This is a genomic window from Streptomyces sp. A5-4, assembly GCF_051131715.1.
Lineage (GTDB): Bacteria > Actinomycetota > Actinomycetes > Streptomycetales > Streptomycetaceae > Streptomyces.
This window is the reverse complement of record NZ_CP178591.1, coordinates 1,814,407-1,829,791: the sequence shown is the minus strand read 5'-3', so window position 1 is coordinate 1,829,791 and position 15,385 is coordinate 1,814,407. Positions and strand designations below refer to the sequence as shown.

The following is a 15,385-nucleotide window of genomic DNA, read 5'->3' as shown; positions in this document are numbered from 1 at the left end:
CGTAACGTCAAGTGGTCACTACTGCGCGTGTGATGCGAGTAAAGAATGCATCTCTGATGGAGTTTTTTCTCTTGAGGATTTGAACTGATCACAAGAAGGTCACTAAGGTCTGCCCTCGAACCTTCGCGCGGTAGACCACCCATCCGGGGTGGCAGCGAAGGAACCGCCGAGTCCGTGCAGTTCGGTCCAGTTCCGCTGGGGAACCGGCCACGGAGCCGGGGATTCGTCCCCACCCGGTAGGCGGCAGAGGAAGAAGGAGCTCGCCTTCGTGGCGTCCCACCGTCGACCCAAGCAGCCGAGCCGCACACGTGTGACCGTGCTCACCGCGACCGCTGCCGCTGCCGTCGCTCTCACGTCACAGACCGCTCAGGCCGATCCCACGCCCACCAAGAGCGAGGTCAAGGCCAAGGTCGACAAGCTCTACCACGAGGCCGAGGCCGCCACCGAGAAGTACAACGGGGCCAAGGAACGGCAGGAGACGCTCAAGGAAGAGGTCGACAACCTCCAGGACAAGGTCGCCCGCGGCCAGGGGGAACTCAACGACCTCCGCGGCGAACTCGGTTCGGTGGCGAGCGCCCAGTACCGCACCGGCGGCATCGACCCGTCCGTGCAGCTCTTCCTCTCGGCGGACCCGGACAACTTCCTCGACAAGGCCGGCGCGCTCGACCAGTTGAGCGGCAAGCAGGCCGAGGCGCTGCAGAAGATCAAGGCGAAGCAGCGCACGCTGGCGCAGCAGCGCACCGAGGCGACCGACAAGCTCGACGACCTCGAGGACGTCCGCAAGGAACTCGGCGACAAGAAGCAGAAGTTCCAGGGCAAGCTCGCCCAGGCGCAGAAGCTGCTGAACACGCTGACCGCCGCCGAGCGCGCGAAGATGCAGGAGCAGGAGCAGCGCGCCAGCCGCGCGGCCGGCGACCGGGTCGAGCTCGGCAACGAGGCGCCCGCTTCCCAGCGCGGGGCCGCCGCACTCAGCGCGGCGGCGACCCAGCAGGGCAAGCCGTACGTCTCGGGCGCCACCGGCCCCAACTCCTACGACTGCTCCGGGCTGACCCAGTGGGCGTACGCGCAGGCCGGTGTCTCGATCACCCGGACGACGTTCACCCAGCACGCCGACGGCACGAAGATCGGCAAGAGCGAGCTCAAGCCGGGCGACCTGGTGTTCTTCAACAACCTGGCGCACGTCGGCCTGTACGCCGGCAACAACCAGATCCTGCACGCCCCGAAGCCGGGTGCCGTGGTGCGCTACGAGTCGATGGACTACATGGGCACCTTCCAGTTCGGCGTCCGTATCTGATCCGTCCGGACCGCGCACCCGACTCGGTGTGCGTATCGGACGAACACCACGGGTTGCCGCCGACACCGCCCATTCGGGCGAATTCCGGTAACTCCCGCTGACGCTCCGCCCCGCCGGTGACCTGGTCCTCCGGCGGGGCGTCACTGTGTGTGCACGGCGCGGTCTTTGGTCAGTGCGTGATCGCACGGCTACTGTCTGCTCGCGCGCAGCTCCCCGGTCCATTGGTCCGCCCGCCCCGGGCGGCAGGGGACTTGCGCGCAGCGGAAGGGAGTGCGGCTTCCTGTGGCGACCCATCGGCGTCCCTCACAGTCCGGCCTCACGCAGAGCGCCCGGGTCACAGTTCTGTCCGCCGCCGCGGCGACCGCGGCAGCGACGCTCGGTGGTGCACCGGCGAGCGCCGACCCCCAGGACGCGGCCACCGCCACGCAGGCCCGCGTCGACCGGCTGTACGAGCAGGCCGAGCAGGCCACGGAGCGGTTCAACAAGGCCGACGAGCACGCGGACCAGCTGCGCAAGCAGGTGGCCCAGGCCCAGGACAGGGCCGCGCGCGGCCAGGAGAGCATCAATCACATGCGGGGGGCGCTCGGTTCGGTCGCGGGCGCCCAGTACCGGTCCGGCGGCATGGACCCGGCCCTGGCACTGCTGCTGTCCGAGGACCCCGACAGCTATCTCGACAAGGCCGCCGTCCTCGACCGCCTCAGCGCCCGTCAGGCGGACTCCCTGCTCGACCTCCAGGCCGCGCAGCGCAAGCTGGGCCAGGAGCGCGTGGAGGCCTCCCACAAGCTCACCGAGCTGGAACGCAGCCGCGCCGCGGTCTCCCGCCACAAGCGCGTCGTCGAGCGCAAGCTCGCCGAGGCGCGGCGGCTGCTGAACTCGCTGCCGTCCGAGAAGCGCGCGGAGCACGACCGCACGTCGCGCTCGGGCGGCGGGGACACCCCGCCCCAGCTGGGCGGCGCACCCGCCTCCGGGCGGGCCGGGGCGGCGGTGCTCGCCGCGCAGCAGGCCGTGGGCAAGCCGTACATCTGGGGTGCCAACGGCCCTACGGGCTTCGACTGTTCGGGGCTCATCCAGTGGTCGTACGCGCAGGCCGGCGTCTCGCTGCCGCGCACCTCGCAGGCGCAGCGCTACGCGGGCCGGCAGGTCTCCATGGACCAGGCGCAGCCCGGCGACCTGGTGGCGTACCGCGACGACGCCAGTCACATCGGGATGTACGTGGGCAACGGCCAGGTGGTGCACGCGCCGTACCCGGGCGCCCCGGTGCGCTACGACCCGGTCGGGATGATGCCGGTCTCTTCGGTGACCCGCGTCTGAGCGGGCCCCGGGCGCTCTGATCGCGAGGCGCCCCGGCACGTACGATCGGCAGGGTGGCAGGTCGAAGGCGGGGTACGGGACGAGGCCGGTGGGTGGGGTCGATGCTCGCCGTGCTCCTCCTCGTCCCCGGGTGCTCGTCCCCCGGCGCCCCCGGGGGCAGCGCGGCCCGGGACGTCCAGCGGACGCTGGACCGCAGGGCCGCCGCGGTGGTCGACCGTGACGAGGCGGCATATTTGGCCCCGATCGACCCCCGCGCGGACGGGCTGCGGGCCGCCGAGCGCCGGGAGTTCGCGAACCTCGCGCAGGTGCCGCTGCGCTCCTGGACGTACCGGCTGACCGGATTCGACCGCACGGACAAGGGGCGGGCCACCGCCCGGGTCGAGCTGAGCTACCGGCTCGACGGGTTCGACAGCGCACCGGTGAAGGCCACCGAGAAGCTGGACCTGACGCGCCGGGACGGACGCTGGTACGTCGCGGCGGAGAGCCCCGGCGAGACCGGGGGGCAAGACGGTGGCGCCGCGCGGCAGCTCTGGGAGCAGGGCAGGGTCACGGCCGTGCGCGGCACGCACAGCCTGGTGCTCGGCGTCGGCCAGAGCGAGCGGCGGCTGCGCGGGATCGCGAACGCCGCGGACCGCGCGGTGCCGGCGGTCGACCGGGCCTGGCAAGGCCGGTGGGCGCGTCGCCTGGTCCTCCTGGTGCCTTCCTCCGTCGACGGCATGGCCTCGCTGCTGGGTGGACCGACCGCCGGATACCGGGGCATCGCGGCCGTCACCACCGGTGAGGCGGGCGGCTCGGGCGCGGCGTCGGCGGACCGGGTGATCGTGAACCCCGACGCGTACGCGGTGCTCGGCACCTTCGGGCAGCAGATCGTCCTCGCCCACGAGTCGGCCCACGTCGCGACCCGCGCGCATACCTCCGCCGCCACCCCGCTGTGGCTCTCCGAGGGTTTCGCCGACTGGGTGGCGTACCGCGGCACCGGACGCACCGCGGAGGAGGCCGCCCCCGAACTGGCGCGCGCCGTACGCGGCCGGGACCTGCCCGCCGCCCTGCCCGCCGACAAGGCCTTCGGCTTCGGAGGGGACTCGGACGCCCTCGCCCGCGCGTACGAGGGCGGCTGGCTGGCCTGCGGGCTGATCGCCGAGGAGTGGGGCGAGGAGCGCCTGACGGCCTTCTACCGGGCCGTCGGAGGGCATGCGCAGCGGGAGGGCGCGGTCGAGAAGGCGATGCAGGAGGAACTCGGGACCACGCCCGAGGACTTCACGGTCCGGTGGCGCGAGTATCTGCGCGAGCGGCTGGGCTGAGGGCCTCCGCGGGCTCCGGGCGAGGGGACGGCCCGGCAAGGGTGCCCGCAGCCGCGGTGAATGCCCGTGCGGCGGCGCCGGAAGCCCCCGCGCGCCGGGCGCTCACGCGGGGCCGCTTGGGCGGCCCCCACCCGCTGAACCCCGCGCGCCCGGCACGTTGTTCATGAGGCCAGCAGCTCGGGCTCCTGGTCGGTGGTGCGCCGGGTGGCCGGTGGGCGGGGTGCCCGGCGGCGCGGTTCGGAGGCCGTCTGTTGCCACAGGCGGCGGCAGGCGAGCAGGGTAGCCGCGAGCAGGAGACCGTTGCGTACGGCCAGCAGGAGCAGGCCCAGCCAGTCGCTCGACACCACGTGCGAGAACCAGATCGGGAACTCCAGCAGGGTGACGCCCGTCGCGGCCAGCACCAGGTGCGCCGGACGGTCCATCCTGCTGCCGCGAAAGACCAGACAAACGGCCGCGAGGCCGACCAGCCACAGCAGATACTGCGGGCTGATCACCCTGCTGGTCGTGGTGAAGAGCAGGACGGCGGCGAAGGCCGCGTCGCACGGCGTGGACGCGCCGAACGCGCGGGCCCGCAGCCGCCACAGCAGCAGCCAGCCGAAGGCCAGCACGGTCAGCCCCATCGCCGCCGTACTGACCAGCGGGACGTAAGGGCCGACGAATTCCACCGATCCGTAGTTGAGCAGGACCTCGCCCCGCCAGCCGAAGTGCCTGGCGAAGTGGAAGACGAGGCCGCCGAGCGACTCGACCTCGGTGCCCCTCTCGCGCTGGAAGGTGAGGAAGGCGAGCGACCCCGGCATGGTGAGGGAGAACAACACCAGCAGCGCGGCCGACGTGACCGCCGCCGCCGTCCACCCCGACCGGGTCGCACGCGCGCGTGGCGCGGCGACGAGCAGCAGGACGGGCCAGATCTTCAGCAGCGCGCCGAACCCCGCGAGCGCCCCCATGGTGCGCGGGTGACGCGCCCCGGCGAGCAGCGCGGCGACGGCGACGGCCGTGACCATCACGTCGTATCTGGCGTACGCCGTCGGGCCGAGCAGCGGCAACCCCGCCAGCCACACCCACGCGCCCGCGTACCGCTTGCCGGGGCGCCCGCCCGCGTACAGCAGCAGTCCCATGACGAGCGCGTCCGCGAGACAGGCCAGCGCGAAGAACGCCGAGGCGTAGCCCAGGAACGGCAGCAGGGCCGGTGAGAGGACCGCGAGGGCCGCCGCCGGCGGGTACTGCCACGTGATGTCGTCCAGCGGGAAGGTGCCGGTGCGCAGCACCTCGTACCAGCCCTGGTAGATCACCGACACGTCGCCGGTGACGTCCGGACCCGGCAGGTTGAGCACCTTGAAGACACACAGCAGCAGCACGGCCCTGGTGAGGACCCACAGGGCGACGCATCGCGCGATGGGGCGTCTTGGGGTGCTTGTGGGGCATCTGCCCGTCATGGCCGCCTCGTCCGGTTCGTGGGTGCTTGGCGGACACATGATGCAGGGCGCGCCCGGTCGGCAGCCAAGACGCTGGGCCGTTCGGTACTGTCGGCGGCGATGCACAAGACCTTGATCGTGACCAATGACTTTCCGCCCCGGCCCGGTGGCATCCAGGCGTTCCTGCACAACATGGCGCTGCGGCTGGACCCCGAGCAGCTCGTCGTCTACGCCTCGACGTGGAAGCGCGGCCAGGAGGGCGCCGAGGTCACCGCGGCCTTCGACGCCGAGCAGCCCTTCACCGTCGTACGGGACCGGACGACGATGCTGCTGCCGACCCCCCGCGTCACCCGCCGCGCGGCGGGGCTGCTGCGTGAACACGGCTGTACCTCGGTGTGGTTCGGGGCGGCGGCGCCGCTCGGCCTGATGGCCCCGGCGCTGCGCAGGGCCGGGGCGACCCGGCTCGTCGCCACCACGCACGGCCACGAGGCGGGCTGGGCCCAACTGCCCGCCGCCCGGCAGCTGCTGCGCAGGATCGGGGAGGGGACGGACACGATCACCTACCTCGGCGAGTACACGCGCTCACGGATCGCCGGCGCGCTCACGCCCGAAGCCGCGGCGCGGATGGCCCAGTTGCCGCCCGGCGTCGACGAGGAGACCTTCCACCCCGGCTCGGGCGGTGACGCGCTGCGGGAACGGCTCGGGCTCGCGGAGCGGCCCGTGGTGGTGTGCGTCTCCCGGTTGGTGCCGCGCAAGGGCCAGGACACGCTGATCCTGGCGATGCCCCGGATCCTGCGCGCGGTGCCGGACGCGGTGCTGCTGATCGTGGGCGGCGGACCGTACGCCAAGGAACTGTCGAAGCTGGCCGCCGAGACCGGCGTCACGGACTCGGTGCGCTTCACCGGAGCGGTGCCCTGGTCGGAGCTGCCCGCGCACTACGGCGCCGGTGACGTCTTCGCGATGCCCTGCCGCACCCGCCGGGGCGGCCTCGACATCGAGGGGCTCGGCATCGTCTACTTGGAGGCCTCGGCGACCGGCCTGCCGGTGGTGGCCGGGGACTCGGGCGGCGCGCCCGACGCCGTACTGGACGGGGAGACCGGCTGGGTGGTGCGCGGCGGCTCCGCCGAGGAGTCGGCCGACCGGATCGTCACGCTGCTCCAGGACCCCGCGCTGCGACGGCGGATGGGGGAGCGCGGGCGGGAGTGGGTCGAGGAGAAGTGGCGCTGGGACCTGCTCGCGGAGAAGCTCAAGGCGCTGCTCTGAGCGGCCTCTGACGCCCTCTCCGGGGAGTGGACGACCGGATGGAGCCCGGGTCACGGGCTCCATCGGTGTCGGTCCACGGCGGGCTGTTCGTCCGGCGCCGTCGGTCGGGGCGGGTCAGCCCCGGTAGAGCGCCTCGATCTCGTCGGCGAAGTCCTTGGCCACCACATTGCGCTTCAGCTTCAGCGACGGCGTGATGTGCCCGGCCTCCTCGGTGAACTGGGTCGGCAGTACGCGGAACTTGCGCACCGACTCCGCCTTGGACACCGCCGCGTTCCCGTCGTTCACCGCCTGCTGGACGACCGCGAGCAGATCCGCGTCGTCGCGCAGCTCCAGCGCGGTCGACCCGGCCGGCTTGCCGTTCTCCGCGGCCCAGCGGCCCAGGAAGTCCTCGTCCAGGGTGACCAGCGCGCCCACGAACGGCCGCCCGTCGCCCACCACCATGCACTCGGCGACCAGCGCGTGCGCCCGGATGCGGTCCTCGATCACCGCGGGGGCGACGTTCTTGCCGCCCGCCGTGACGATGATCTCCTTCTTCCGGCCGGTGATCGCGAGGTAGCCGTCCTCGTCGAGCGTGCCGATGTCACCGGTGTGGAACCAGCCGTCGGTCAGCGCCTCCGCGGTGGCGGTCTCGTTGTTCCAGTAGCTCGAGAAGAGGTGCTCGCCGTGCAGCAGCACCTCGCCGTCGTCCGCGATCCGCACCACCGAACCGGGCAGCGGCTGGCCGACCGTGCCGATCTTCTGCCGGTCCCACGGGTTGAAGGCCGTCGCCGCACACGACTCGGTGAGGCCGTAGCCCTCCAGGACCGTGAAGCCGATGCCGCGGAAGAAGTGGCCGAGGCGCTCACCGAGCGGGGCGCCGCCGGAGATCGCGTACTCGCCGCGCCCGCCGAGCACCGCGCGCAGCTTGCTGTAGACCAGCCGGTCGAAGACCTTGTGCTTCAGCTTGAGCCCCAGCGCCGGACCCTGCGGGGTGCCGAGCGCGCGGCTGTAGGCGATCGCGGTGTCCGCCGCCTTGTCGAAGATCTTGCCCTTGCCGTCGGCCTGGGCCTTGGCCCGCGCCGAGTTGTAGACCTTCTCGAAGACGCGCGGCACCCCGAGGATCAGCGTCGGCCTGAAGGAGGCCAGCTCATCGGTGAGGTTCTTGATGTCCGGTACGCAGCCGAGCTTGATCGGCGCCATCACGGCCGCCACCTCGACCAGCCGCCCGAAGACGTGCGCGGCCGGCAGGAAGAGCAGCACCGAGCACTCGCCCGTACGGAACAGGGGTTTCAGGCGCTCCACCGCGTTGCCGCACTCCGCGAAGAAGCTGCGGTGGCTGAGCACACAGCCCTTGGGGCGCCCGGTGGTGCCCGAGGTGTAGACGATCGTCGCGGGGTCGTCCGCCTTGGCGGCGGCGCTCCGCTCGTCGACGGTCTCCTCGGTGACTCCGGCGCCGACCGAACCCAGTTGCCCTACGGCGTCCTGGTCGATCTGCCAGATGTGTTCGAGGGCGGCCAACCCTTCGCGCACGGAATCGACCGCCGCGCGGTGTGCGTCGTTCTCGATGATCACGGCGGTCGCACCGGAGTCGCCCAGGATCCACTGGACCTGCTCGGCGGAGCTGGTTTCGTACACCGGCACGGTGACCGCGCCGGCGCTCCAGATCGCGAAGTCGAGGAGCACCCACTCGTAGCGGGTGGCCGACATCAGGGCGACCCGGTCGCCCGGCTGGACGCCGGAAGCGATCAGGCCCTTGGCGGCGGTGCGGACCTCGGCGAGGAATTCGGTGGCGGTGACATCCGCCCAGGCACCTTCGACCTTGCGGCTCATGACCGCCACGTCTGGATGCTGAGTGGCATTGCGGCGGATGAGATCCGTCAGGTTGCCGTCCGTAGGGACCTCGTACAGGGCCGGAAGGCTGAACTCGCGCAAGACTGCTGCTCCTCATCGGGCGCCGGCGCCACGTCAGTGGGTGCGTCGGCTGCGGTCCAAGATCGGGCAGGTGCTCAGTGGGGTGAGCACGACTGGACTGCCCGGACGTTACCCACGAGTACTGGGTTCCGGATAGGGGGTCCTGGCCAGATGTTCGCTGCGTCACACGTCGTGGCGATGCTCTGCGCAGACTAGTGCACCCTCCTGAGACCTCGGAAGTAACCGCAGGTCCGACCCCCTCTACCGGGGCTGAGCAGGGAGTCCTAGGGTGATCTCCATGCGAGTGCATGTGGTCAGTGACGTCCATGGGAACGCGAAGGACCTCGCCAGGGCGGGAGAGGGCGCCGATGCCCTGATCTGTCTCGGCGACCTGATCCTGTTCCTCGATTACGCCGACCACTCGCGCGGCATCTTCCCTGATCTCTTCGGCGTCGAGAACGCCGACCTGATCGTGGAACTGCGCACTGCCCGTCGCTTCGACGACGCCCGTGACCTGGGCCGCAGGCTGTGGGCCGGTCTCGACCGCAAGGCCGCGACCGAGGCCGCGGTCCGCAAGCAGTACGCCGAACTCTTCGCCGCCTTCCCCACGCCGACGTACGCCACCTACGGCAACGTCGACATGCCGGACCTGTGGCCGGAGTACGCCGGACCGGGCACCACGGTCCTCGACGGCGAGCGCGCCGAGATCGGCGGCCGTGTCTTCGGCTTCGTCGGCGGCGGCCTCAGGTCGCCGATGAACACGCCGTACGAGATCGACGAGGAGGAGTACGCCGCCAAGGTCGAGGCCCTGGGCGAGGTCGACGTGCTTTGCTCGCACATTCCGCCCGAGGTACCGGAACTGGTGTACGACACCGTGGCGCGCCGCTTCGAGCGCGGCAGCACGGCCCTGCTCGCCGCGATCCACCGCACCCGCCCCCGGTACGCCCTCTTCGGCCACGTCCATCAGCCGCTCGCCCGCCGGATGCGTGTGGGGGCGACCGAGTGCGTGAACGTCGGGCACTTCGCGTCCACCGGCCGCCCATGGGCACTGGAGTGGTGACCTGGCCGATCGCGGTAGCCTTCACGCGGCACGCACCCCTGACCGGAACCGCACTGGAGGAGCCACAGCGATGGCGGAACACACCAGCTCGAGTATCACGATCGAGGCGACACCGGCCGACGTGATGGGCGTGATCGCCGACTTCGCCCGCTACCCCGACTGGACCGGCGAGGTGAAGGAGGCCGAGGTACTGGCCACCGACGCGCAGGGCCGCGCCCAGCAGGTGCGCCTGCTCCTGGACGCCGGGGCGATCAAGGACGACCACACCCTGGCCTACACCTGGACCGGCGACAACGAGGTGAGCTGGACGCTGGTCAAGTCCCAGATGCTGCGCGCCATCGACGGCTCGTACAGCCTCAAGGCCGTGGACGGCGGCAGCCGCACCGAGGTCACGTACCAGCTGACCGTCGACGTCAAGATCCCGATGCTCGGCATGATCAAGCGCAAGGCCGAGAAGGTCATCATCGACCGCGCGCTGGCCGGTCTGAAGAAGCGCGTCGAGTCCGGCCCGAAGGCCTGATCGCCCGATGCGTACGGTCCTCGTCACCGGCCTCGGAGGCGCGGGCCGCACCACCGTCGCCGCGGCCACCGCACTGGAGGCCGCCCGCGGCGGGCAGCGCGTCCTGCTGCTCTCCACCGACCGGGACGACACCCTGGGCGCGGTACTGGGCGCACCCACCTGCGCCGTGCCCGCCGAGGTGGCGCCCGGCCTGTGGGCGGCAAGGACCGACTCGGGCACCCACTTCCGCACGGAACTCCTCGCGCTCCAGGAACGGGCCGGGTCGTTGCTCGACCTGCTCGGCTCGAAGCGGCTGGCCGACGAGGAACTGACCGAGCTGCCGGGCAGCGAGCAGTTCGCGCTGCTGCACGCGCTGCGTGCGCGAGGCGGCCCCGGATCGCCCGGTGACAGCCACGACCTGCTGGTCGTCGACATGCCCGCGCTGCCCGAGACCCTCGCCGTGCTCGCCCTCCCCGAACAGCTGCGGCGCTACCTGCGGCGGCTGCTGCCGGCCGAGCGCCAGGCCGCCCGCGCCCTGCGGCCCATGCTCGCCCAGCTCGCCGGCGTCCCGATGCCCGCGCAGTGGCTGTACGAGACCGCCGCCCGCTGGGACGTGGAACTGGCCGCCGTCCAGGCCCTGATAGAGGACGCCGGCACGACCGTACGCCTGGTCGCCGAACCCGGACCGGCCGCGGCCGACGCGCTGCGCACCGCCCGCACCGGCATCGCCCTGTTCGGCGCGGGCGTCGACACGGTGGTGGCGAACCGGGTACTGCCGCAGGACTCCCCGGACACCTGGCTCGCCACCCTCGGCGCCCAGCAGCAGAAGTGCCTGGCCCAGTGGCACGACGAGTGGTCGCCGGCCGCGCCGCTGCGCGAAGTACGCCACCTCGGCCGGGACCCGCGCGGCCTCGACGACCTCACGCTGTTGGGGGAGGGCCTCGGGCCGACCGCGCCCGTACCCGCCGGGGCGCTCTGGGAGGTGGAGGACCGGCTCGCCGACGACAACGTCCTCATCTGGAACCTGCCACTGCCCGGCGCGGTCAAGGACGAGCTGTCCCTGGTCCGCCGAGGTGACGAACTCGTGCTCACCGCGGGACGGTTCCGCCGCATAGTCGCCCTCCCCTCCGCACTGCGCCGCTGCGCCGTCTCCGGCGCGGGCCTCACCGGCGGCGTCCTGCGCCTGCGATTCACGCCGGACCCGCAGCTGTGGCCGCGGACCCAGTGAACGCCGTACCACCATTCGGGTAACGTCGGTGGTACGAGGCGTACGTACCGTACGAACCGCCACCCTGCCGCAGGAGTGTCCGCCATGAGCGATGCCACTGAGCCCGCGCCCCGGCCCACCGAGGCCGCCGACGCCGACGCCTGGGCGAAGGCCTGCGCCGAGGACCTCGCCGCCGAGAAGGCCCGCCGGCGCACCCAGCAGGGGATGCCACCGGGGTCCGCGGCCGACGAGCTGCGCAAGCTCGTCGAAGCGGTCGCCGACAAGGTCTCCTCCCTCCAGACGCCGCTGCTCGGCATGGCCGCCCAGGGCGCCGCCCGCCAGCTGATCAACCAGGCGAAGTCCGCCGTCGAACCGGTCATCGAGCGCAACCCCGACGTCTTCGACCACCTGGCCGCGGCCGGTGGCGAGCTGCTCGCCGCGTACCGGTCCGCCGTCGAGGGACAGGAGCGCCGCTGGACCCGGGGGCCCGAGGGCCCCGAGCAGCCCCAGGAACCCCGGGAATCCCCCAAGCCCCAGGGCCGCGAGAACGACGACGACGAGGGCCCCGACGGCCCCCCGCCGGGCGAACACATCGATCTGGACTGAGCTGCTCCTCGGGTACGGTTGCCCGTTAGCGGGGCACGACCGAAAACTGAGGGAAAAATGGGACTCACCATCGGCGTCGACATCGGCGGCACGAAGATCGCGGCAGGCGTGGTCGACGAAGAGGGCACCATTCTCGAAACACACAAGGTGCCGACGCCGCCGACCGCCGAAGGCATCGTCGACGCGATCTGCTCGGCCGTGTCCGCGGCCGGAAAGGGCCAGCAGATCGAGGCGGTCGGCATCGGCGCCGCCGGCTACGTCGACGACAAGCGTGCCACCGTCCTCTTCGCGCCGAACATCAACTGGCGCCATGAGCCGCTGAAGGACAAGGTCGAGCAGCGTGTCGGCCTGCCGGTCGTCGTCGAGAACGACGCGAACGCGGCGGCCTGGGGCGAGTACAAGTTCGGTGCCGGCCAGGGCCACGAGGACGTCATCTGCATCACGCTGGGCACCGGCCTCGGCGGCGGCATCATCATCGGCAACAAGCTGCGCCGCGGACGCTTCGGTGTGGCTGCCGAGTTCGGGCACATCCGGGTCGTCCCCGACGGCCTGCTGTGCGGCTGCGGAAGCCAGGGTTGCTGGGAGCAGTACGCCTCCGGGCGCGCCCTCGTCCGGTACGCGAAGCAGCGCGCCAACGCCACCCCGGAGAACGCCGAGATCCTCCTCGCCCTGGGCGACGGCACGGTCGAAGGCATCGAGGGCAAGCACATCAGCGGGGCCGCCCGGCAGGGCGACCCGGTGGCCGTCGACTCCTTCCGCGAGCTGGCCCGTTGGGCCGGAGCGGGCCTGGCCGACCTGGCCTCGCTCTTCGACCCGTCGGCGTTCATCGTCGGCGGCGGCGTCTCGGACGAGGGCGAGCTGGTCCTCGACCCGATCCGCAAGTCGTTCCGGCGCTGGCTCATCGGCGGCCAGTGGCGACCGCACGCCCAGGTGCTCGCCGCCCAGCTGGGTGGCAAGGCGGGAATGGTCGGCGCCGCCGACCTGGCCCGCCAGGGCTGAGCTCCGGGCTTCACACCAGTACGCAGGGCAGCGCCCGCCGTGCCCTCTGGGGCCACGGCGGGCGCTGCCCTATGTTGATCAGCATGGCGACTGGCATGCTGCCCGAATCCCGTACGGAGGCCGATGGTTCGGCCGTGATCCGTGTCCTCAGCTACAACATCCGCTCGATGCGCGACGACGAGGACGCGCTGGCCCGGGTGGTCCGCGCGTGCGAACCCGACCTGGTGCTCGTGCAGGAGGCACCCCGCTTCTTCCGCTGGCGCAAGCACGCGGCGCGGCTCGCGGCGAAGAGTGAACTCGTGGTGCTGAGCGGCGGTGCCACCGCGTCCGGGCCGCTCCTGCTCTGCTCGCTGCGCGCGACGGTGGAGCGGACCGAGGACGTACTGCTGCCGCGTACGCCGGGGCTGCATCAGCGCGGCTTCGCGACGGCGGTGGTGCGGATCGGGGGCGTGAGACTCGGGGTGCTGAGCTGTCACCTCAGCCTGCAGAGCAAGGAGCGCTACGTGCAGGCGGGGATGCTGCTGGACCGGCTCGCGGCGATGGGCGTGCCGCACGCGATCGCGGGCGGCGACCTCAACGACCGTCCGGACGGCCGGGCGTTCGGACGTCTGGCGGCGGGGCTTCAGGACTGCTGGGCGACGGCTCCGTGGGGCGGCGAGTACACCTCGACGCCCGACCGCCCCCACCAGCGCATCGACGCGCTCTTCGCGACGCGGGGTGTCGAAGTCCTGGGCTGTGGCGTCCCGTTGTACCTGCCGGACACGGACCTGAGGGCGGCGACGGACCACTTGCCGGTACTGGCGGCGATGCGGGTGCCGGCGGGGTAGGCGGTGCCCGCATCGCTTTCCCCTACCCGCCCCTTCCCGTAACCGGGGCTCCGCCCCAGACCCCGGTCCCCGAACGCCGGACGGCTGGAAGATCGCCGTGAGCGGCGACATCCAGCCCACCCGGCGTTCGGGGACACGTCCGCAGTGCGTCCCGGGGGCCGGGGGTCGCTTCCCGGCCTGGGCAGAGGCGGGCGGTGAAGAGCGCCGCTCCGGGCTAGACCACGGCTCCGCGCCCCGGGTCGTCCTCGCCCTCTTCGTCCTCGTGGGCCATCCGCCCCACCAGCGTGCCGAAGCCGCCCAGGAACCCGCCGACCCCGGCCAGCGTGAGCCACCACGTCATGTCCCACTGGAGCAGCACCGCCACGAGCAGCAGCAGCGGCCCACCGATGACCGCGAGCCAGGCGAACCTGGCCGTGGTGTCCGCGGACGGCAGCGGCGGCGGCTCCGGCGGGACGAAGTGCCCCTCGTCGCTCGCGCCCGGGCCGTCGTCGGCGGGCTCCGCCACCGAGTAGTCGCGCGGGCTGCCGACGCCGGGGGCGAAGACCACGGAGCTGCCGAGCGGCTTGCCCGGCTCCGGGTCCTGCTCGGCATCGGGCTCCCGGTCCTTCTTCAGCGACTTCTCGGACTGGTCGGACGGGCCGGTCCGGCCCGCGCCGCCGTCCGTGGCGCTGCTGTTGCGCTCACCCTCCAGCAGCGCCAGATCCTCGATCGACTTGAACGGCTTCGCGCCCGGCGGGTCCGGCGGCTCGTCCCCGTACCCGGCGACGATCGCCGCCCAGACGGAGTCCTCGTCAAAGGGCTTCGCGGCAGGGTCGGCGGCAGCGGCATCGGCAGCGGCCGGCGCCGTCTCCTCCGGCTCCCGTTCCTCCTCGCGGCCCGCGGGCTCCGCGTCGTGCTCAGCCACCGGTGCTGCTCCCCTTCTTCCCGACACTTGGAGCGAGGCGGCCGATGAACGCATGGCTCTCGTCGAAAATCCGCTCCGCGTCATGGTCCAACGTCGCGACGTGGTAGCTCTGTTCCAGCACTACCTCGGTGACATCCGTGGAGGAGACCCGGCTGAGGATGCGGGCCGAGTCGGCGGGCGGCACCACATGGTCCTGCGGGCTGCGCAGCAGCAGCAGCGGCTGGGTCACCTGGGGCAGCTCGGTGTCGACGAGCTGGAAGAATTTCCGCACGGAGTGCGCGGCGTGCAGCGGGACACGGTCGTAGCCGACCTCCTCCGAGCCTGCCTTGGCGATGTCGCTGCGCAGCCCCTTGGTCGTGCGGACCAGGTGGCGGGCGACCGGCAGCGCGTACGCCGACAGGCCGTGCACCTTGTTGGCCGGGTTGACGACCGCGACACCCGCGACGTCGTGCCCGTGCCTGGCGGCCAGCCGCAGCGCCAGCGCCCCGCCCATCGAAAGGCCGAAGACGAAGACCTGCGAGCATCGCTCCAGGAGCACGCGCAGCTCGCGGTCGACCTCCGCGTACCAGTCCTGCCAGCCTGTGACCTGCATGTCCTCCCAGCGGGTGCCGTGGCCGGGCAGCAGCGGCAGTGAGACGGTCAGCCCGCGCTCGGCCAGATGATCGGCCCAGGGACGCATCGACTGCGGGGAACCGGTGAAACCGTGACAGAGGAGGACGCCGACCTCTCCGCCCTCGTGGCGGAACGGCTCGGCTCCAGGAAGGACCGGCACCGGGGTCTCCTGTTCGTAGGTCTTCATAGGACTTCGTCAG

14 protein-coding genes are annotated in these 15,385 nt (G+C 72.1%); 10 read left to right on the top strand and 4 right to left on the bottom strand.

Annotated features, from left to right (window positions below):
• Positions 1–268: 268 nt before the first annotated feature.
• The 3 genes from ACLLJJ_RS08425 to ACLLJJ_RS08415 all read left to right on the top strand — a co-directional run bounded on the left by ACLLJJ_RS08425 (position 269) and on the right by ACLLJJ_RS08415 (position 3,906).
• On the top strand, positions 269–1,294 hold the full coding sequence (locus tag ACLLJJ_RS08425) for an NlpC/P60 family protein (RefSeq protein WP_434588652.1): 1,026 nt from the start codon (positions 269–271) through the stop codon (positions 1,292–1,294).
• A 282-nt stretch (positions 1,295–1,576) separates the two neighbouring features.
• Entirely contained in the window at positions 1,577–2,605 is a 1,029-nt protein-coding gene (locus ACLLJJ_RS08420) for an NlpC/P60 family protein (RefSeq protein ID WP_434588651.1), read from the top strand.
• A 101-nt stretch (positions 2,606–2,706) separates the two neighbouring features.
• On the top strand, positions 2,707–3,906 hold the full coding sequence (locus ACLLJJ_RS08415) for a hypothetical protein (RefSeq protein ID WP_434588650.1): 1,200 nt from the start codon (positions 2,707–2,709) through the stop codon (positions 3,904–3,906).
• A gap of 161 nt (positions 3,907–4,067) precedes the next feature.
• On the opposite strand, the gene ACLLJJ_RS08410 is transcribed toward ACLLJJ_RS08415, so the two are convergent.
• On the bottom strand, positions 4,068–5,339 hold the full coding sequence (locus ACLLJJ_RS08410) for a glycosyltransferase 87 family protein (RefSeq protein ID WP_434588649.1): 1,272 nt from the start codon (positions 5,337–5,339) through the stop codon (positions 4,068–4,070).
• 99 nt (positions 5,340–5,438) lie between these two features.
• On the opposite strand from ACLLJJ_RS08410, the gene ACLLJJ_RS08405 reads away from it, so the two are divergent.
• Positions 5,439–6,581: a glycosyltransferase family 4 protein gene (locus tag ACLLJJ_RS08405; RefSeq protein ID WP_434588648.1), complete on the top strand. Its 1,143-nt coding sequence runs from the start codon at positions 5,439–5,441 to the stop codon at positions 6,579–6,581.
• 114 nt (positions 6,582–6,695) lie between these two features.
• Here the strand turns inward: ACLLJJ_RS08405 and ACLLJJ_RS08400 are convergent, their stop codons facing one another.
• Complete coding sequence (locus ACLLJJ_RS08400; RefSeq protein WP_434588647.1) at positions 6,696–8,492, bottom strand: AMP-dependent synthetase/ligase; 1,797 nt, start codon at positions 8,490–8,492, stop codon at positions 6,696–6,698.
• A gap of 289 nt (positions 8,493–8,781) precedes the next feature.
• Here ACLLJJ_RS08400 and ACLLJJ_RS08395 point away from each other — a divergent pair, with 289 nt between their 5' ends.
• The 6 genes from ACLLJJ_RS08395 (at position 8,782) to ACLLJJ_RS08370 (ending at position 13,669) form a co-directional block, all read left to right on the top strand.
• Complete coding sequence (locus ACLLJJ_RS08395) at positions 8,782–9,531, top strand: metallophosphoesterase family protein (RefSeq protein WP_434600341.1); 750 nt, start codon at positions 8,782–8,784, stop codon at positions 9,529–9,531.
• 70 nt (positions 9,532–9,601) lie between these two features.
• The gene (locus tag ACLLJJ_RS08390) at positions 9,602–10,051 is read left to right on the top strand and encodes an SRPBCC family protein (RefSeq protein WP_434588646.1); all 450 of its coding nucleotides are present in this window, start codon (positions 9,602–9,604) and stop codon (positions 10,049–10,051) included.
• A 7-nt stretch (positions 10,052–10,058) separates the two neighbouring features.
• Positions 10,059–11,258 carry an ArsA family ATPase gene (locus ACLLJJ_RS08385; RefSeq protein ID WP_434588645.1) on the top strand — a complete coding sequence of 400 codons (1,200 nt, stop codon included), beginning with the start codon at positions 10,059–10,061 and terminating at the stop codon, positions 11,256–11,258.
• 84 nt (positions 11,259–11,342) lie between these two features.
• On the top strand, positions 11,343–11,843 hold the full coding sequence (locus ACLLJJ_RS08380; protein ID WP_434588644.1) for a DUF5304 domain-containing protein: 501 nt from the start codon (positions 11,343–11,345) through the stop codon (positions 11,841–11,843).
• Between the two features lie 57 nt (positions 11,844–11,900).
• Entirely contained in the window at positions 11,901–12,842 is a 942-nt protein-coding gene (locus ACLLJJ_RS08375; RefSeq protein ID WP_283516246.1) for an ROK family glucokinase, read from the top strand.
• A gap of 83 nt (positions 12,843–12,925) precedes the next feature.
• Positions 12,926–13,669, top strand: a complete 744-nt coding sequence (locus ACLLJJ_RS08370) for an endonuclease/exonuclease/phosphatase family protein (protein ID WP_434588643.1) — start codon at positions 12,926–12,928, stop codon at positions 13,667–13,669.
• Positions 13,670–13,883: 214 nt separating this feature from the next.
• Here ACLLJJ_RS08370 and ACLLJJ_RS08365 read toward each other — a convergent pair whose 3' ends face one another.
• Both ACLLJJ_RS08365 and ACLLJJ_RS08360 read right to left on the bottom strand, forming a co-directional pair.
• Entirely contained in the window at positions 13,884–14,573 is a 690-nt protein-coding gene (locus tag ACLLJJ_RS08365) for a hypothetical protein (RefSeq protein WP_434588642.1), read from the bottom strand.
• Positions 14,566–15,345: an alpha/beta hydrolase gene (locus ACLLJJ_RS08360; protein WP_434600340.1), complete on the bottom strand. Its 780-nt coding sequence runs from the start codon at positions 15,343–15,345 to the stop codon at positions 14,566–14,568. The genes ACLLJJ_RS08365 and ACLLJJ_RS08360 overlap by 8 nt, the downstream gene beginning before the upstream one ends.
• Positions 15,346–15,385 lie beyond the last annotated feature (40 nt).